The sequence below is a fragment of the Myxococcus sp. AB025B genome, from assembly GCF_006518215.1.
In the GTDB taxonomy this organism is placed as follows: Bacteria; Myxococcota; Myxococcia; order Myxococcales; family Myxococcaceae; genus Myxococcus; species Myxococcus fulvus.
Genome location: NZ_SRLW01000003.1, coordinates 46,031 through 64,299, shown reverse-complemented (window position 1 = coordinate 64,299; position 18,269 = coordinate 46,031). Strand labels below are relative to the sequence as shown.

Sequence of the window (18,269 nt, the reverse complement as noted above, 5' to 3'; positions counted from 1 at the left end):
GGACCCCATGAGCTCCTCCTCACCGTCGCCGGTCGCCCTGCCTTTCGATGACCCCAAGCCGCTCCGCGCGGAGCTGCGCCGGGTGATGCCCGCCGAATCCTTCGAACCTCAACCCCACCGGGGTGTCATCGCGCTGGCCCTGGTGCCGGTGATGCTGGCCTCCATGTGGCTGCTCGCCTGGGGCGGGCTGCCCTGGTGGGCCTGCCTCCCGCTCTCCTTCGTGTTGGGACAGATGGTCACCACCGTGGGGCTCGCGGCCCACGAGGCGCTGCACCACGCCGTCTTCAGGAGCCGGCGCTGGGAGGATGTCATCGGCTGGGTCGGCTTCAGCCCGTTCCTCGTCACGCCGGGCAACTGGCGCGCGTGGCATGTCCAGGCGCATCACAGCGCCGCGAACATCCACCAGCGAGATCCGGACATCCTCCCCCGTCAGCCGGACCTCGGCACCCAGCGCTTCGCGCGGATGTTCCACGCGATTTCACCGGGCTCCGGCACCTGGCTGAGCTACGTCAGCTTCAGCCTGTTCTTCACCGCGCAGGGGCAGGCCTTCCTGTGGCACCACATCGACCAGCCCCACCTGCGCCACGTGCGCATGAACCGCGCGAAGGAGCGCATCCTCACGGTGCTCCTGGTGCTCGGCTGGGGGGCGCTGGGCTGGGCCATGGGGCCGCGCGGCGCCTTCTTCGCGCTCGTGTTCCCCCTCGTCGTCGCCAACATCACGCTGATGGTCTACATCGCCACCAACCACTGGCTGCAGCCGGCGTCCGAGGACCACGACAACCCCTTCGTGAACACCGCGAGCGTCAAGACGCACCCGGTGATGGACTGGGCCCACCTCAACTTCAGCTATCACCAGGAGCACCACATCTTCCCGGCGATGAGCCCCCGCTTCGCGCCGCTGCTGCGTCAGCGACTGCGGGAGCTGAGCCCGGAGGCCTCCACCGTCTACCCCCACGTCCAGGCGCTGCGCGCGCTGTACTCGCGCCCCGCGCTGTACTCGCCCACCGAGGCGGGGACGTGGGTGGGGCCCCATGGAACCCCCACGGTGACGAGCGGCGAGCTGCGAAGCCGCCTCGAATCTCCCGCCTGACGAGGAGCGCTACTTCCCGGTCCGGGCGTGCGGCGCGTTGACGGGCTTGGACTCGGGGCTGCCCTTCTCGCGCAGCCAGATGGACAATAGGACGAGGGCCGCGACGGAGAGGAACTCGCTCTGCCAGTTCTGGAAGGACTCGAACCAGAACCGGGAGGACACCAGGTACTGGAGCACGGTGATGGTCGTCTCACCGTGCGCCAGGGCCTCTTCGTTTCGGGCCGCGGCGCCGGTGACGGCATGCAGGCCGAAGCACACGATGAACAGCGAGAAGAGGGCGATGGACAGCGAGTGGCTGTAGAGCTTGAGCACCAGCCCTCCGCGATGGAGCGGCGCCGGGGAGCCCTCCTGGGGCTCCAGGTCCTTGTCCTCTTCCTTCTTGCCGCCGTTCAGGTCCTTCGACTCACCGGAGCCCTTCTGCTGGAGGAAGGCCGCCAGGATGACGAAGGCGCCCATCTGGAAGAACTCGCTCTCCCAGTTCTCGAACGTGGCTTCCAGGAAGTCACCCGAGCGCAGGTACTCGCCGAACCGCGCCTCGGGTTGCCCATGCTGGCGCTGCTCCTCGTTGTGATGGAGGAAGCCGGAGACGGCCTGCCCCACCCAGCACACGAGGAACGCGGCGAGGAGGACCAGCGACAGCCCATTGTTGGACAGGAATACGCGCGGGCGCCTCGTCGGAGACCCCGATTGAGTGGTATCCGCCATCTCCCGAAGTCTGGACACGAAATGCCGGAGCGCAGCCGCCTCGGGAGAGCGACTGTCCGCCCGCCCGGTCCCCCACCGGCCTGGAACCCCCGGAGACACGAGACATGGCAGGACTGTTCGACCCCCTGGTGCTGCGAGAAGGCGTCGTCGCGCGCAACCGCGTCTGGCTGGCGCCGCTCACCAACAAGCAGAGCCATGCCGACGGAACCCTCTCCGACGCGGAGCTCCACTTCCTGGAGCGTCGTGCGCGAGGTGGCTTCGGGCTGGTGGAGACCTGCGCGGCGCACGTCCAGCAGGATGGGAAGGCCTGGTCCGGCGAGCTGGGCGTGCACGACGACGCGATGTTGCCGGGCCTGCGCCGGCTCGCCGAGCAGGTCCACGAGGGCGGCGCGCTGTTGTCCGCGCAGCTCTTCCACGGAGGGCTGCGCGCGGACCCCACCGTGAGCGGGCTGCCGCGCTGGAGCGCGAGCGCGCACGGCGGCGCGGACGAGTGCCGCGAGGGCACGGAAGGTGAGATTGAAGCCGTCATCGCCTCCTTCGCGCATGCGGCCCGGCGCTGCGCCCAGGCGGGCTTCGACGCGGTGGAGCTGCACGGCGCGCACGGCTATCTGCTGTCGCAATTCCTGAGCACCACCTACAACCGCCGCGCGGACCGCTGGGGTGGCTCGCTGGAGAACCGCTCGCGCCTCATCCGTCAGACCTTGGCCGCGGTGCGAAAGGCGGCTCCCTCGCTGGTGCTCGCGGTGCGCCTGTCACCCGAGGACTTCGGCCAGGCGCGCGGGTTGGATCTGGATGAGAGCCTGGAGGTCGCGCGGATGCTCACCGACGAGGGCATGGACATCCTCCACCTGTCGCTCTGGCGCGCGGGGCTCAACACCACCAAGCGCCCCCAGGAGCACGCCACGGACTTGTTTCGCCGGGCCGTGCCCTCGCGCGTGAAGATGGTCGTCGCCGGCGCCATCTGGACGAAGGAGGACGCGCAGGCGCAGCTGTCTCGCGGCGCGGACGCGGTGGCCCTGGGCCGCTCCGCCATCGCCAACCACGACTGGCCCGAGCGCATCCATCGCGGTGCGTCCATCCACCAGCCGCCCCTCTCCGTCGACCTGCTGCGGGCCGAGGGCGTCTCCCCGGGCTTCATCGATTATCTGCGGGGCTGGAAGAACTTCGTCGCGACCTGATGCGTTGAAGCTGCATGGGCCACGACGCGGGAAAAGGGCGTTTCACTCCAGGAGTGTGCCCGCCGCGTCAAGTCTCTTGGCCGTGAAACGAAGTCTCGCGATGTGAGGCGTGTGGACTGGAAAAATGCCTGGGTCTCCTGAAACCCGGCCTTTTATGTCCCGTCCGTTTTAAATAAGTGACGCCTCCGGGCGTCTCTACACGCGTCCGACACCTCGACGGTGTGGGGCAACTCACATCACTTTTCGCGGGACCACCTTCATGACCAGCCGCACCCAGATGATGCTGTGCTCGATGTCCTTCGCTCTCATCGCCGCCCCCGCGTTCGCGCAGGATGACGCCGCGGAGAGCTACTCCGAAGAGGGTTACGTCCGCGAGGACTCGTCCGCCGGTGAGGGCAAGGGCTTCGCGCTCGGCCTGCGCGCGGGCTTCGCCGTTCCGTACGGCGACCTGGCGGGGAACCCGAACGGCGAGGGTGATGGCGCTCCGGTCGGTGACCTGGTCTCGAGCGTGATTCCGCTGGAGCTCAACGCGGGCTACTTCTTCAACAAGAACTTCTACCTGGGCGCCTTCTTCCAGTATGGCCTGGGCTCGCTCAACACGGACACCGAGGATGGCGAGGAGGATCCCTGCAGCGTCGACGGCGTGAGCTGCAGCGCCACCCAGCTGCGCTTCGGTGTCAACGCGGCCTATCACTTCGACGCGACGCCGATGGTCGACCCCTGGGTGGGCGTGGGCATCGGCTACGAAATCCTGAACTCCAAGGTCTCGGCCGAGGCCCTGGGCCAGGAGATCTCCGCGAAGACGTCCGTGAAGGGCTTCGAGTTCATCTCCGCGCAGGGCGGCGTCGACTTCCGCATCTCGCCGAAGTTCTCGGTGGGCCCCTACATCACCGCGACGGTGGGCCAGTACTCGTCGGCGTCCATCTCCCTGTCTGGCGACGGCGAGGAGGAGGAGCAGTCGCAGGACCTCGAGGAGAAGGCCATCCACGGGTGGATCAACGGCGGCGTGCGCGCGCAGTTCCGGTTCTAATCACCGCTTCGCGCCTTGGCTGTCCATGACGTCGGGCCAGGTTCGCTCCTGGCCCGACGTCGTCGGTTCAGGGGTCAGATGTATTCGTCGAACCAGTCGAACATGCGGTGATTGGCGACGGCCTGGGCGGCCTCCTGGCAGTGCAACAGGCCGGTGTCCTCCGCGGTGAAGAGCAGGTAGTCCTTGGGGCAGGTCAGCGCGTCGAAGAGCAGCTTCCCCTGGCCGCCGGAGTACGCCTCCGCGGTGCCGTCCATGACGAGCGTGCGGCAGCGGATGCGCTCGACGACGGGCCGGTTGGTGAAGGTCCTCAGCTTGAACATCAGGTCCGAGGGGGAGCTGGCGCCGTGTTTGTGCATGGCGTCGCGCATGTACCAGCGGTACAGGAACACCTGGGACATGAGCTGGTACATGCCCGCGTCGAAGGCGGCCGGGTCCGTGTCGAGCAGCGCCATCAGCTCCGGGAAGTAGCTGTTGAAGTTGTCGAACTGCGACTGGCCCCAGTCGAGCACGCCCGGGTTGGGGATGAGCAGCTTGATGCGCCGCTCGAAAGCGGCCGCGCGCGGCACCAGGGCGCCGCCCATGCTCCAGCCGAGCAGGGCAATCCTGCGGGAATCCACGCCGGAGATTCGCACCGCGAAGTCCACCACGGGCGTGATGACCTTCTCCCAGTCCGGGCGGAACGGCAGGTTCTGCTCGCGAATGGCCATGCCCTGGCCGGGGGCGTGGACCAGCAGGCAGTGGTAGCCACGCTCCAGCGCGGCATCCACCACGTACTTGGACTCCTCCGGCCAGGCGTCGCGGCCCTGCTGGAAGATGAGGAGCGGCGCGAGCCCCCGCGTGCCCCGCGCCCGGAAGAGGTAGCCGGGCAGGGTGGTGTTCTCGTAGGGGATGCGCACGGGGGTGCCCGGCAGCTTCAGCAGGACGAGCGCCTTGTTGTACGCGTCCACCGCGCGGCGCCCCGTCTGCAGCACGCTCGGGTGGCTGGGCTCGGGGTGGTGGATGAGCGCGGCGCGGTAGTAGTTGGCCGCGCGCAGGTAGGCGTGGCCGGCGCTCGTCTTGTGGTGTCGGGCGAGGCTGGCCTCGGCCATGCCGCGCAGGCGGTCCGCGGTGCTCACCCACTCGGTGGGCCAGCTCCAGTCGTCGTTCACGTCGATGCGCGTCGCGGTGTCCAGCACCTCGCCGATGTCCGCCTGGGCGCTGTAGGTCGCGGCCAGGAAGTGCAGCAACTGGTTCTGCATGACGGGGTCGTCTTCCAGCAACCCCAGCTCGTACCAGGGCCGCTGGGGCTCCGCGGCCGGGGGCGTCGTGCCCGGCGTGGAGGCCGGCGCCGCCAGGGCGGAAGGCGCGCGCAGCAGCGCGAGCCCGCCGGTGAGCCCCAGGCCCACGTGCAGCAGGGAACGTCGATTCAGGTTGAAACCCATGGTGTGCAATCTCCTGTAAGGGATTGCAGGCTCGAACACCGTGGCCCTTTATTTCTGTCATCACCCGGTTGAAATCACAGACATGATTCCCGCGCGGAGAGGCGAAGACAGACGGAGGGCGAGGCGCGGGCGGCGCGAGGTGACACGTCGGCGTCGACAGGGCCCGGGCGCGCGGCTCTCGAGCACGGGAGGCCAGGGCATGGCTCGCCCGTGCCTCCCGGAGGGGTGTGGATTCAATCGGCTGATTGAATCGTGCGATTGGAGGTGCCGGTTGTCAAGAGTCGCCGGCGGGCGCACCAGGGTCCACTCCACGCCCGCGCCGCGCACCAGCCGCTCGGCGGCCATCAGGCGCTCGTCCCCCATGACTTCGATGGCCTGGCTCGACAGGAGCACGATGCGGCGCACGCTCCGGGACACGGCGAGCGACACGAACTCCGCGGGGATGGGCTGCCCATGGGGCGCCATGAGGAACAGGCGCGAGGACGCGCCGAGCGCGGCCTCCCAGGTGCTCGAATCCGTCCAATCGAAGCGGATGTCGGAGTGCCGGGAGGCGGCCCTCACGGTGTGGCCCTGGCCGCGCAGCAGCCGGGTGACACGTCGTCCGGTGGTGCCGCTCGCGCCCAGGATGAGGATGCTCGGGGTGGAGGTCATGGCGTGAGGCATACCCAGCCGCGCCACGCCTCGGGACGCGCGAGGCGGGCGCGGATGGATGACTCGACAGAACGCCCGCTCAGGGCGTGGTGAACTGGGTCAGCCAGTTCAGGTTGGGGCGCAGGGACCAGGGCTGGCTGCCCAAGCGCCACGTGGAGTCGAGCAGGAGCCCCACGCAGCTGCCCGTGCGCATGTAGCAGTGGTCGGCGTTGAGGTCGCCCACCTGGCTGTCCTTGATGATGTACCAGCCGCTGCCGTTGCTCTGCAGGCAGGACGTGGCGAACGGGCAGGAGTAGCCCGTCGTGTCCGTGTTCTGCGCGCGCACCTGGGCCTCCGTCGGGCCGACGAAGACGTCCTGCTCGCCGTTGATGATGCGCAGGCGGCTGCTGGGCAGCGCGCGGTTGCCATTGGCGACGCAGGAGGACAGGTTGTAGATGGAGTACTGGACGCCGGCGCCCAGGCCATACGCGGCCTGCACGCGCGAGTCGTGGTTCTTGGCGAGGATGGCCATGACGGAGCCCTGGCTGAAACCCGCCACCACGATTCCCTTCGAGCAGTCCGCCTTGGCGCGCGAGCACAGCGTGCCCACCGCGCTGGTGGACCGGCTGCCATCGAAGATGCAGCGCGAGCGGGCCGTCAGCGTGGAGCACGAGCCGAACGTGGCGTTGTCGTACTCGACGGTGGCCGCGACATAGCCGCGCTGCGCCATCTCCTCCACCGCCGCCAGCGCCGAGGAGTGGTCATAGTTCTCCGTGGTGCCCACCGTGTAGATGAACACGGGGTACTTGCCCGAGGCCGCGGGCTCCTGGCCGCGCAGGTTGTACGTGGAGCCGCACAGCGACGTGCCACCACCCCGGTACGTCGCCGAGAAACTGCTCAACGTCTGTGCCCCCGCGGCGGAGGACCAGGCCAGGGCCAGCAGCAATCCAAGACGGAAGCTCAGCTCGCTCTTCTTCATGACTTCTCCTCGTGGTTGTCGACAGTCATGGGAGCGCCGCGCAAGCCAGGCGCGGGCGTCCCATCCGGAATCAAAGCGGCGCATTTGGAGTCGTGTCTATCTGATTTTTCTAACTGTTCATTTATTTCATGATTTGTTCCGCTTCGCGAAACATGGCTGGGATTGTTTCGCGAAGCGAAAGCGCGCGAGCGCGGTGGATTCCGCACCGCGAAAGGACAAGGCCTGTCGCGCGTGATAGAGGCGGCGCGCCATGGCTCCTTCGCTCTTGCTGCTGTCCCTGTTGTCGACCGTGCCCCAGGTGTCCGAGTCAACCCCGGAGGCGTCCTCGTGGCAGGCCCGTCTGTCCTTCCTGGCGAGTGACCCGAACGTGGACCGTTCGGGCTCCACGACCAGCTGGAACGCGGCGCTGGATGCGCGCTCGCCGGAGCTGACGGCGGGGCTGCGCGCGGAGGCGGAGCTGTCGTTCTTCGTGAACGCCAACAACGCGCAGGGCGTGAGCTTCGCGGACAATGGGAGCAACTTCCGGCTGCGCTACCGTCCCGCCGCCTGGGCCGCCGACGAGAGCCTGGCGCTGAGTGTCTTTCCGCTGAGCTCCACGCGGGTGTACCTGGGCTCCGTCTACCCGGTGACGTGGGGGCGGGACGTCTTTCCCTCCGGTGACAGCAGCAGCGAGCCCGCGGTGGAGCTGCGGCTCGTGCGTCAGCGCTGGGCGGCCTTCGTGGCGCTCAAGTCCGCGGAGTTGACGACGTGGGAGCTGGAGCGGGCGCGGCACTACGCGGTGCTCGCGGGCGGCCAGGTCGAGCTCGCGCCCGGGCTGCGGGTGGAGCTGGAGGGGATGTACGTCGACCGGGGGGACAGTCCCGGGCTGGCCAACATGGGACGTGAGCTGTCGGTCATCCTGCGCGGTGGCTCCGCTCGGGTGTTCTGGAGCCGGGGCGAGCCCATCGGCGACAACGTGGACCTGTCGCTCTTCCGGGGGGACCCCACCTTCTTCGAGCGGTTCTTCACGCCCGCGGCGTCCTCGACGGGGGGCTCCGCGTCGCTCTCGCTGGAGGGCAGCCTGATCTCCCAGGACCTGGAGAACCCGGCCGGAGGCTTCGGCAAGCTCGCCGAGACGTCCCAGGCGGCGGCCCTGGACGGGCGGCTGCGGCTGGGAGCGTGGCGTGTCCATGCCCTGGCCTTCTTCCGGACGGCGAGCTTCCTCCAACTGGATGGGCCGGGCTTCCCTCCGTTCATGGCCTTCCCGCGCGACGCGGACCCTCGCGTCGAGGTCTCCGGCTCGCTGGGCGTCGACTACCACCTGTCAGACTGGGGCCTGACGCCCGGCCTGCTGGCGCGTGTCTCCTTGCCGGCGGCGTTCAGCTCCGCCGAGGCGCTGGGGGTGGACCGGGTCTTCATTGTCCAGGGACGCAACCAGTTCCAGGTGCTGCCGGTCGGCGAGGACCGCGCCAGGGTTCTTACCCTGAAGGCCACTGCGAGATGGGACCTGGGCCGCGTGGCCGGCGTCGTGGGCGAAATCTCCTATATGAATGACCCCAACCAGACGGAGTTCCGAGACGACGTGACGGGGGTGGCGGAGCCCGTCTTCATCAAGGCGAGCGCGTGGGGGGCGACGGTGATGCTCCAGGCCCGCTTCTGACAGGCTTTCGAGCCAGGCGCGGTGCGCACGAATGGCCGATGCACTGTGTTCTCTGAAAACGAGACACAAGAAATGGTTTCGTGGCGCAAGGAGTGGTCAGCCTTCACCCAGGTTCGCTGGCGCTCCGCGCCGTCGACATGTTCCAATGCGAAGCATGCGAAGACTCATTTGCATGCTGTGGGCGGTCCCGCTGCTGGTGCTGGCGGGATGTGGCAGTGACTCGGACTCGTGCGACGACAACACGTCGCCGGAGACCTACAAGGACGCCAGGCGGGTGACGTGTTCTGGCACGGCGGACGCGGACGTCGCCTGTTGTGGCTACCTGGGTGGCGCGTGCAACTACACGCTGTGCCGCAAGAGCGTGTGCGGGGAGTGGATCGAAGAGTCCTTCTCCTGTCCCTGAGCCTGGAGCTGGGTTGATGCTCGTTTCCGGGGCCGGGCCCCCGGGGATGGGCGGTCGACCGTGTCTGTCTTGGCTGTGGTTGGGAAGTCGCCGTGGGTGTCCCCCGGGACTGTGCCCGGTGGTGTGAGGCCCCGCGCTTCCTTCGGAGCGTCTCGACTCGCGAAGCGAGGGACGCATTCCTCCGGGTGAGCACGGGGCCTTCGTGCGTCCGTGTGACTAATTGCGACGCTTGTTCGCCAGGAACTCCTCGGCCCAGCGCTTCACCGTGTCCGCCGCGTCGCCGTCAGACGCGCGCAGGGCCGCGGCCAGCGTGGCAGGATTGGTGGAGTCGTCGCCTTGGGCGGCCGTCTGGCCCTTCTTGCGAACCCAGACGCGCGGGCCCGCGGGAGCGGCGGGAGCGGCCGCGGGAGTGGGCTTCTCCTCGCGCGACTCCGAGCGACGGCGGCGCGACAGGATGACATCTGGCAGCGAGTGCGGCGCGGCATGCTCCACCCAGGCGGAGTGCAGCCGGCCCGTCGCAATCATCTGGCGACGCTTCTGGTAGTGCGCGGAGCAGTAGCCGAGCGTACGGACTGGCTGGCGACAGCCGATGACGGCGCAGGCGACGGGCTGCTCGACGACGGCCTCGACCTTGGGAGGAGGCTGGGGCGCGACAGGGGCCTTGGGGGCCGCGCGCGGCGTGGTGATGGGTTGCCCGCTCATGCGCTCGGACAGGCGGCGCAGCGAGGCCACCAGCGAGGCGAACGACTCCTGCACGGCGCCCTGCACGATGGACTGGAAGGCCTCATCCAGGGACGGCGTCGCCGAGGGAACGCCGCGCGCGGGCTGAGAGCGGGTGTTTCGGGGGGAGGGGGAAACGCGACGGGCTCTAGGCATGTCGTGGCTGGCGTAGCACGGCTCAGGTGGTTCGACTATACGTGAATGTTCACCGCTCACTGGCGGGCACTCCGGGCGAGCCGTCGAGCTGACTTCACGCTGCTCGAGGGTGCTGAGCACTGCTGTCGAAGCGCCGTCTCGGTACACGCGGGTATCGATGTAACGCGGACGCTCGCGTTTCAATGCCTATGCAGTGGCGACGTCGCTGTCCCGATTGACGGCGAACACCGAGGCCACGGCCACTGTCGGCGGCTGCGCGCCACACTCGTCCCGTGGCTGCATGGGCAGCCTCCGTGGTGGTCGGGCAGGCCGCGGGCCTCCGGTCGAACGTGGGAACCGTGATGCGCCTGGGGCTGGACTGGGTTGCCGTGAGCGTGCAGCTCGTCGCGAGAGTCCATCGGCCCGCGAGCCACCGTGGAGCCGCTGGCGGTTCGTCGTCGAGCTGCTCCGCCACCACATCCGAGCCGCGCGGCCATCGACGCGGTTGGAGCGGAGTGCGTCGCGATGTCGGGAGCCCGAAAAGGCGAAGGCCCCCAAGTCACTAGGACTTGGGGGCCTTCTTTTTGGCGAGGAGTACGGGACTTGAACCCGTGGCCTCCGGCGTGACAGGCCGGCGTTCTAACCAACTGAACTAACTCCCCACAACTATGGGCGGAACAGGGATTGAACCTGTGACCCTCGCCTTGTAAGGGCGACGCTCTGCCGCTGAGCTATCCGCCCGAGGGCGTGTTCCGCGTTGCGACGGGGGGGCTTTTATAAAGGGCTCCCTCCACTGTCAAGCATACGTTTCGAAGGTCCTGATCATTCCGTCACCGACCGCGCGGAGCGTGAAATCGCCCGTGCGGTCGGTGAGTCATCCGCCTAGGGAGCGGGCGCGACGTCGACGGTGCCCAGGTCCTCGGGGGCCACGCCGTTGCTCGAGCCGCCTGGGGCGCCGTCCGGCTGCCAGTCCCCATAGCAGTAGGGGCTGGTGGCCACGCGGAAGCGCCACACGTAGCCGTGGTTCAGCGCCGCGTTGGCCGGGAGGTCGGCCTTGTACTCGTCGTCACCGCCTTCGTCGTTGTTCACCGTGCCGGCGACCCAGGTCCAGGCGGTGCTCACGCCCGGGTCCTGGTCCTTGGGGCCGTGGCCCAGCTCCGCCGTCAGGGTGGTGGCCGGGGGCGGGGCGTTGGTGACGCCGTCCTCGTAGATGAACCCGTACATGGTCCGGCTGCCCGACAGGTCGCTGAGCTTCCGGGGCCACTGCAGACGGCAGTAGTCGATGCCGGAGTGGTTGCCCACGGTCAGGGCGTGCTGCTGGCCCTGGCTGTAGCCGCCCACGTCGCTGCCGTCCTTGTCGCAGTACGTCCAGGCCGAGCCGTCCGTGCTGTAGCGCAGGCTGACCGCCCGGGCCGTGGTGTAGGCCGGCCGCAGCTCCGCGGTGAACTCGTCTGTGTCCGCCTCGCCCTCGGCCTCGCGGGCGTACGCCGCGGGCTTCCAGGTGAAGGCCGCGGGGGTGGCGGAGGCGTCCACGTCCGCGTTGCCCAGGCCTACCTGCACCTGGAGCCCCGTGCCCGCGCCCGCGCCGTTGGTGACGCCCGCGAGGCGCACCCGGCCCGTCACGGTGACGGCGTCGCCGCTGCCCACCGTCGTCCCGCTCACGCTCTGCAGCCGGCAGAAGTCCGCCGCCGTCGGCGCCTGCACCGTCAGCGTGCCGGCCTGCTCGAGCGTAAAGCCGTTGTCGAGCCCGTCCGCGTCGCAGTAGCGGTACGCGCCGCCGTTCACGTTGAAGCGGACGGCGAACTTGTAGCGGCCCACCGTGCCCGGGTTGGGCAGCGCGGCCTTCCACTCGTCGTTGTTGCCGCCGCCGGACTCACGGTTGAACGCCACCCCCGTGGTGGTCCACTGCCAGCTGGCCGCAGTCGGCTCGTCCGTCTCCGGGCCGTAGCCCACCTCGCCCTGGATGCCCGCGCCGGCGCCCGTGCCCGGGGTGACGCCCTCCATGTAGACCTGGGCGTAGATGTCGATGGGCGCCTGGCCCACCTGGTACACCTCGTTGGGGGGAGGCTCGTTGGACTCGCCGCCCAGCTTGCACCAGTCCACGGAGATGTCCTGCGCCGCGCTCACGGTGAGCGTGCCCGTCTTCTCCGGGTCGAAGCCCGTGGCCCCGCCGCTGTTGCCGTCCGAGTCGCACAGCAGGTACGCGCCGTCGTTCACCTTGAAGCGGTAGGCGAAGCGGTAGCTGCCCACCGCACCCGGATTGGGCAGGGTGGTCTCGAACTGGTCGTTGTTGCCGGACTCGTCCTTGTAGGTGGCCGTCGTCGCCCAGTTCCACTGTGCGGACGTGGCTGGGTTCTCGCCCGCGGGCCCCCAGCCGAGCTGCCCCACGATGCCCGCGCCCGCGCCCGCGCCCTGCGTCACGCCCTGCACGAACACCTGCGCCAGCACCTTGCGGGTGCCCGCGGCGTCCGACGCGTACGTCACCGTCTCCGGGGTCTGATTGTCCGCCGGGCCCAGCTTGCAGAAGCCGATGACCTTGGGCACCACCACCTCGCCGGTGACGGTGAGCTGGCCCAGCTTGTCCAGCTCGAACTCCTGGCCGCCGTCATCCACGCCGTTGCCGTCGCACACGCGCACCGGGCCGCCGTTGCCGCTGAAGCGCACCGCGTAGCGGTACTCGCCGTTGGTGCCCGGGTTGGGCAGCGTGGCCTTCCACTCGTCGTTGACCTGGAAGTTGTCCTTGTTGAACGCGAGCGCCGTGGACCAGTTCCACAGCGGCGAGGTGCGCGGGTCCTCGCCCGCGGGACCCCAGCCGAGCTGCCCGGACAGGCCCGGGCCCGCGCCCACCTTGTCCGTCACCCCCGCCATGTAGACCTGCGCGTAGACGGTCTTGAAGCCCGACGTCTGCGTGGTCTGGTAGTTGATGGCCTCGGGGTCCTTCTGGTCCTCGCCAATCTTGCACCAGCCCACCGGCGGCTTGGGCGCCTCGGTGCCCACGGTGAGCGTGCCCAGCTTGGCCAGGCTGAACGACAGCTCACCCTCGGCGCTGTCGTTGACGCCGTCCGCGTCACAGACACGCCAGGCGTTCTCACTGATGCTGAAGCGGAAGGCGAGCTTGTACTGGCCCTCGGTGCCGGGGTTGGGCAGCTCCGCCTCCCACTCGTCGTTGTTGCCGTGCTCGGCCTTGTAGACGGCCGGAATCCACGTCCACGCCGCGGAGTCACGAGGGTCGCTGTCCACCGGGCCGTAGCCCAGCTGCGCCACCAGCCCCGAGCCCGCGCCGGCGCCCTGGGTGATGCCCGCCGCGTACACCTGGCCCTGCACCTTGAGCAGCGTGGTGTCCGTGGGGCGGTAGAACAGCTCCGGGTTGGCGCGGTTCCCGTCCGGGCCCAGCTTGCAGTAGTCCACGCGCGGCCGGGAGATGAACACCCGGCGCAGCATGTTCGGCGCCACGCCGTTGGCCAGGCCGTCGCCGTCCGCCATCACCCACGTGGTGCCGCCGTCGATGGAGAAGCGCATCGTGATGACCCACTCGCGGCTCTCCCCGCCGATGGCCGGCTGCAACAGCACGTTGCCCTTGTAGATGTCCGCCTCGCCGCTGTCGGAGTCGCCCTCGTACGTGGCCTCCTCCCAGGTATAGCTGTCCTGCTGGAGCAGCGCCGAGTCCGCGGGCGCGAAGCCCACCTGCGCGCGCACCCCGCCGCCCTGGCCCACGCCGCGCGTCAGGCCCGCCACCGTGATGGCGCCGCGCACCAGCACGCCCACCGGCTGGCCGCCGCTGACCGCCTCCGTGTTGCCGTTGATGACCTCCGCCTGGTCGATGTTCCTGCCCGGCGGGCCCTCGTAGGTGAAGCCCTTCACCAGCACGCCGTAGGCGCCGTCGGGGTTCACCACCCGCACGTCCACCTGCGCGGTGGTCGCCGTGGGCGAGTAGCCATAGATGCGGAACGCGTTGACCACCACCACGCGCAGGGCTTCCTGCTCGCCGAGGTAGAGCTTCGCGCCGTCCTTGAAGCCGGACCCGTAGACATTGATGAGCGTGTTGCCCGCGATGGGACCGCCCGAGGGGGTGATTTCCCTCACGGTGGGCGCGGTCTGCTCGGAGGGCTGGTTGCCCTCCTTGTCATCACCACAGGCCACGGCGAGCAACGGCAACACGAGAAGAAGGGACCGCAGACAACGGGACATCGGCCATCACCCCTTGACGCCGCCAGCGGTCAACCCGCCGACGAGGTGCTTCTGGAGAGCGAAGAACAACGCCATGACCGGCGCGGACACGACGAGCGCGCAGGCGGCGAACTTGCCCCACTCCACCTTGTACTCGCCCACGTACCGCTGGAGGGCGACGGGCAGGGTGAAGCGGGTCGGGTCGTTTATCAGCGTGGCGGCGAGGACGAACTCGTTCCACGCCGTCATGAAGGAGAACAGCGCCGTCACGGCCAGCGCGGGGCGGGCCAGCGGCAGCACCACACGGAGGAACACCTGGAGGGGCGAGGCCCCGTCCATCACCGCCGCTTCCTCCAGCTCGCGCGGCAGCGTGTCGAAATAGCCCTTCAACATCCAGATGCAGAAGGGCAGGGCGGTGGTGGCGTACACCAGCACCAGCCCGGTGAGGCTGTCGAGCAGCCGCAGCTTCTGCAGGATGCTGTAGATGGGCACCAGCATCAGCGTCGCCGGGAACATCTGGGTGATGAGCAGCGCCTGCATGCCGCCCTCCTTCCCCGGGAAGCGGAAGCGCGACAGCGCGTACGCCGCCGTCACCGCCAGCGTCAGCCCCACCACCGTCGTCGCGCCGGACACGATGATGCTGGAGAGCACCTGCCGGCCGAACACCCACCGGCCCTGCACGTCCGTGCTCAGGAGCACCTCCCGGAAGTGGTCGAACGTCACCGCGTCCGGGAAGGGGTTGGCCGTGAGCGACAGGCCGTCCGACGGCGACAGCGCCATCTTCACCACCCAGAGCACCGGGTAGAGCGTCACCATGCACATCAGGCTCAGCCCGGCGTGGATGAAGGCCATCTTCAGGCCCGAGGGCTTCTTCATCACGCCGCCTCCTCGGTGCGCATCAGCCGCTTGGTGAAGACCGACCAGCCCAGGAGCACCACGAAGATGAGCACCGAGTACGCGGCGGCGAAGCCGTACTGCTCGTTGCGCTGGAAGGCCCAGCGGAACGCCTCGGAGACCAGGATGTCGGTGGCGCCGCCCGGCTCGCCTCCGGACACCAGGTAGATGATGTTGAACATGTTGAACGTCCACACGCTGCCCAGGATGACCGCGGGCAGCATGGCGGGCTTGAGCAGGGGCAGGGTGATGTGCCGGAACTGCGTCCAGCGGCTGGCCCCGTCCACCTCCGCGGCCTCGTAGAGCTCCGGGGGAATCGACTGCAGCGCGCCCAGCGCCACCACCATCATGAAGGGGAAGCCCAGCCACGTGTTGGTGGCCACGTTGGCCGCGAACGCGGTGGAGAAGCGCGTGAACCAGCTCACCGGCTCCAGCCCCAGCGCCACGAGCAGCCCGTTGATGGCCCCGAACTGCTGGTGGAACATGCCCTTCCACATCAGCGCGGTGATGTAGTTGGGCACCGCCCACGGGATGATGAGCAGCACGCGGTAGACGCCGCGCAGCTTGAGCAGCGGGTCCTTGAGCAGCAGCGCCAGCCCCAGGCCGATGCTCACGTGCAGCACCACGTTCACCGCCGCCCACACCAGCGTCACCACCAGCGTGAAGTAGAACGAGAGCGGCTCGGTGATGCTGTAGCCACGGCTGGCCAGGATGTCGACGAAGTTGGCCAGGCCCACGAAGGTGTACTGGCCCGCGTCGTGGTGGAACAGCGACAGGCCCAGGCCCACCGAGAACGGGATGAACACCAGCACCAGCAGGCCCACGGCCGCGGGCGCCACGTACCTCGCCGCGCGGGCCACGTCCGGGTAGCGCTGCCGGAAGGTCATCCCCGGCGCGGGCCGGCGCAGCACCCACGCGGTGCCGCCCAGCGCCATGACGCCCGCGAGCCCCAGCCAGGGCACGGGGTTCGCCTCGGGGGGACGCTCGCGGTGCAGCGCGCGGTAGCGGCGGTCCGCCAGCGCGCCCGCGTCCTCGGGCTGGGCGCCACCCTGGAGCACCGCGCGCAGGGTGAGCTTCATCGGCTCCCACACGCGGGCCATCTCCAGCGTGTTGGGCATGGGCGTGGCGTTCACCGCCGCCTCGCGGAACGAGGAGATGAGCGTGTCGTCCTTCACCTCCGGGAGCTGGTACGCCTGCACGTCCGCCGGAATCTGCCGGCCCACCGTGGTGCGCACCCGAGACGCCTCGCCCAGCGACAGGAAGCGCGCCAGCTCGTGTGCCCGCGGCGCCTGCTCCGTGCGGGCCGAGACGAACGCGGCCTCCACGCCGAGGAAGGGACGCAGGGGCGTGCCCGTCTCGCTCACCGTGGGCAGCGCCACCACGCGGTAGGACACCGACGGGGCAATCTCCCCCGCGAACCAGGGGCCGCTGATGATCATCGCCGCCCGGCCGTCGTTGAAGAGCGTCTTCACCAGCGCCCCGCTCACCTCCTGGGGCATCAGCTTCTCGTCCTGGAGCTTCTTCACGAACGCCAGCGAGTGCGCCATGCCCGGCGTGTCGAAGCTCGCCTTGCCCGCCTCGTCGAAGAGCTTGCCGTCGAAGCCGAAGAGGAAGGGCGCGTGGAAGTAGAAGTCCCCGCTCTCGTACGCCAGGCCGAAGCGCCCTTGCGCGGAGTTGGACAGCGTGGGCAACAGCGCCAGCAGCTCCGCCGTCGTCGCGGGCGGCCGGGGGACCAGCTTCGTGTTGACGTAGAGCGCCAGCGACTTGAGCGACATCGGATAGCCGTACACCTGGCCATCCACCTCCAGCGCCTCCACCGTGTTGGAGAAGTAGTCCTCGCGCTGGAAGGCGCCCGCCGTGGGCGCCACCAGGTTCTGCGAGTGGAAGTTGCGCAGCCGCTCGTGGTTGAAGATGAAGACGTCCGGGCCCGCGCCATGGGGAATGGCGTTGGTCAGCTTGGCCGCGTACGCGTCATAGGGCAGGGCGAGCAGGTCCACCCGCACGCCCGTCTGTTTCGTGTAGAGGTTCGTCGCCTCGAGCAGCGCTGTCTCCTCGCCGCCCCGGTACGCGTGCCACAGCTTGAGGGGCGCCGGGCCTTCCGCTGCGCGCGCGCACCAGGCCGCCGCGAGCAGTACCAGGGCGCAGAGTCTCTTCAAGACGCCACCTCCAGCGTCTCGCGCTGGGTGGGATGGCGCAGGGCCACCGCGCCGTCCTCACTGAAGACATGCAGCGCGTCCGCGACCGGCGCGAGCGCCACCTTGTCCCCCACCGAGACGTGGGTGCCCTTGTCGAAGCGCGCGGCCACATGCCCCGCCTCCGTCGTGACGAAGGCGTAACCGTCGAACCCCAGCCGCTCCACCGCGTCCACCGTGCCGGACAGGGGCCCCAGCGCCGCCACGCGCAGGTCCTGGGGCCGCAGGCCCACCAGCACCCGCTCACCACCTTCTTGTGGCAAGTCTTGAGGGCTCAGCAGGGTGAAGCCCTTGCCCACGAGGCTTCCGCCGTCGCGCCGGGCCTCCAGGAAGTTCATCGACGGCGAGCCCAGGAAGCCCGCCACGAACCGGTTGGCCGGGCGGTTGTAGAGCTCCAGCGGCGGGCCCACCTGCTGCAACACGCCGCCGTTGAAGACGGCCACCCGGGTGGCCAGCGTCATCGCCTCCACCTGGTCGTGCGTGACGTAGATCATCGTCGCGCCCAGCCGGCGGTGCAGCCGCGCCAGCTCCCCGCGCATCTGCACGCGCAGCGCCGTGTCCAGGTTGGACAGGGGCTCGTCGAAGAGGAACACCTGGGGACGCCGGACGATGGCGCGGCCCATGGCCACGCGCTGACGTTGTCCACCCGACAGTGCCTTGGGCTTGCGCTCCAGCAGGTGCCCCAACTCCAGCATCGAGGCGACCTCCGCCACGCGCGAGTCGATCTCCGCCTGGGGGAGCTTTCGCAGCGTCAGGCCGAAGGCCAGGTTCTCGCGCACCGTCATGTGCGGGTAGAGCGCGTACGACTGGAACACCATCGCCACGTCACGATCTCGTGGCGGCACGTCGTTGACCCGCTTGCCGCCGATGCTCACCTCGCCCGCGTCCACCTGCTCCAGCCCCGCGATGAGCCGCAGGAGCGTCGTCTTCCCGCAGCCGGACGGGCCCACCATGACCAGGAACTCGCCCTGTCCCACCTGAAGGTCCACGCCCTTCACGATGAGGTTGGAGCCAAACGACTTCTTGATGCCGTTCAGGGTGACTTCGGACAAGACGCTCTCGGAAAAATGGGGGGAGAACGGCCGC

14 protein-coding genes and 2 tRNA genes are annotated in these 18,269 nt (G+C 69.1%); 5 read left to right on the top strand and 11 right to left on the bottom strand.

Annotated elements, in window-relative coordinates; translation table 11 throughout:
• Window positions 1-7 precede the first annotated feature (7 nt).
• On the top strand, window positions 8-1,090 hold the full coding sequence (locus FL311_RS01085) for a fatty acid desaturase (protein WP_141322929.1): 1,083 nt from the start codon (window positions 8-10) through the stop codon (window positions 1,088-1,090).
• Window positions 1,091-1,099: 9 nt separating this feature from the next.
• Here FL311_RS01085 and FL311_RS01080 read toward each other — a convergent pair whose 3' ends face one another.
• On the bottom strand, window positions 1,100-1,795 hold the full coding sequence (locus FL311_RS01080; RefSeq protein WP_141322928.1) for a DUF6766 family protein: 696 nt from the start codon (window positions 1,793-1,795) through the stop codon (window positions 1,100-1,102).
• Between the two features lie 104 nt (window positions 1,796-1,899).
• Here FL311_RS01080 and FL311_RS01075 point away from each other — a divergent pair, with 104 nt between their 5' ends.
• Entirely contained in the window at window positions 1,900-2,973 is a 1,074-nt protein-coding gene (locus tag FL311_RS01075; protein WP_141322927.1) for an NADH:flavin oxidoreductase, read from the top strand.
• Window positions 2,974-3,232: 259 nt separating this feature from the next.
• Window positions 3,233-4,003 (top strand): outer membrane beta-barrel protein, encoded by a 771-nt coding sequence (locus tag FL311_RS01070; protein ID WP_141322926.1) that lies wholly within the window; start codon window positions 3,233-3,235, stop codon window positions 4,001-4,003.
• Between the two features lie 74 nt (window positions 4,004-4,077).
• Here the strand turns inward: FL311_RS01070 and FL311_RS01065 are convergent, their stop codons facing one another.
• The 3 genes from FL311_RS01065 to FL311_RS01055 all read right to left on the bottom strand — a co-directional run bounded on the left by FL311_RS01065 (window position 4,078) and on the right by FL311_RS01055 (window position 7,033).
• Window positions 4,078-5,424 carry a S9 family peptidase gene (locus FL311_RS01065; protein WP_141322925.1) on the bottom strand — a complete coding sequence of 449 codons (1,347 nt, stop codon included), beginning with the start codon at window positions 5,422-5,424 and terminating at the stop codon, window positions 4,078-4,080.
• A 60-nt stretch (window positions 5,425-5,484) separates the two neighbouring features.
• The gene (locus FL311_RS01060) at window positions 5,485-6,075 is read right to left on the bottom strand and encodes an SDR family oxidoreductase (protein WP_141322924.1); all 591 of its coding nucleotides are present in this window, start codon (window positions 6,073-6,075) and stop codon (window positions 5,485-5,487) included.
• A gap of 79 nt (window positions 6,076-6,154) precedes the next feature.
• Window positions 6,155-7,033, bottom strand: coding sequence for a S9 family peptidase (locus tag FL311_RS01055; RefSeq protein WP_141322923.1), 879 nt, complete (start codon window positions 7,031-7,033; stop codon window positions 6,155-6,157).
• Window positions 7,034-7,283: 250 nt separating this feature from the next.
• Here FL311_RS01055 and FL311_RS01050 point away from each other — a divergent pair, with 250 nt between their 5' ends.
• Window positions 7,284-8,672 (top strand): hypothetical protein, encoded by a 1,389-nt coding sequence (locus FL311_RS01050; protein WP_141322922.1) that lies wholly within the window; start codon window positions 7,284-7,286, stop codon window positions 8,670-8,672.
• Window positions 8,673-8,844: 172 nt separating this feature from the next.
• Entirely contained in the window at window positions 8,845-9,075 is a 231-nt protein-coding gene (locus FL311_RS01045) for a hypothetical protein (protein WP_141322921.1), read from the top strand.
• A gap of 216 nt (window positions 9,076-9,291) precedes the next feature.
• Here FL311_RS01045 and FL311_RS01040 read toward each other — a convergent pair whose 3' ends face one another.
• The 7 genes from FL311_RS01040 to FL311_RS01010 all read right to left on the bottom strand — a co-directional run bounded on the left by FL311_RS01040 (window position 9,292) and on the right by FL311_RS01010 (window position 18,235).
• Window positions 9,292-9,843 (bottom strand): cell wall protein, encoded by a 552-nt coding sequence (locus FL311_RS01040; RefSeq protein ID WP_228556606.1) that lies wholly within the window; start codon window positions 9,841-9,843, stop codon window positions 9,292-9,294.
• Between the two features lie 672 nt (window positions 9,844-10,515).
• Window positions 10,516-10,592 (bottom strand) — tRNA-Asp (locus tag FL311_RS01035).
• A 7-nt stretch (window positions 10,593-10,599) separates the two neighbouring features.
• A tRNA-Val gene (locus FL311_RS01030) sits at window positions 10,600-10,671 on the bottom strand.
• 141 nt (window positions 10,672-10,812) lie between these two features.
• Window positions 10,813-14,118 (bottom strand): IPT/TIG domain-containing protein, encoded by a 3,306-nt coding sequence (locus FL311_RS01025; protein WP_141322920.1) that lies wholly within the window; start codon window positions 14,116-14,118, stop codon window positions 10,813-10,815.
• A 6-nt stretch (window positions 14,119-14,124) separates the two neighbouring features.
• Complete coding sequence (locus tag FL311_RS01020; RefSeq protein WP_141322919.1) at window positions 14,125-14,973, bottom strand: sugar ABC transporter permease; 849 nt, start codon at window positions 14,971-14,973, stop codon at window positions 14,125-14,127.
• Window positions 14,973-17,147 carry an extracellular solute-binding protein gene (locus FL311_RS01015; RefSeq protein WP_141322918.1) on the bottom strand — a complete coding sequence of 725 codons (2,175 nt, stop codon included), beginning with the start codon at window positions 17,145-17,147 and terminating at the stop codon, window positions 14,973-14,975. The genes FL311_RS01020 and FL311_RS01015 overlap by 1 nt, the downstream gene beginning before the upstream one ends.
• Entirely contained in the window at window positions 17,144-18,235 is a 1,092-nt protein-coding gene (locus FL311_RS01010) for an ABC transporter ATP-binding protein (protein ID WP_141322917.1), read from the bottom strand. Before FL311_RS01010 ends, FL311_RS01015 begins: the two co-directional genes overlap by 4 nt.
• Window positions 18,236-18,269: the final 34 nt, after the last annotated feature.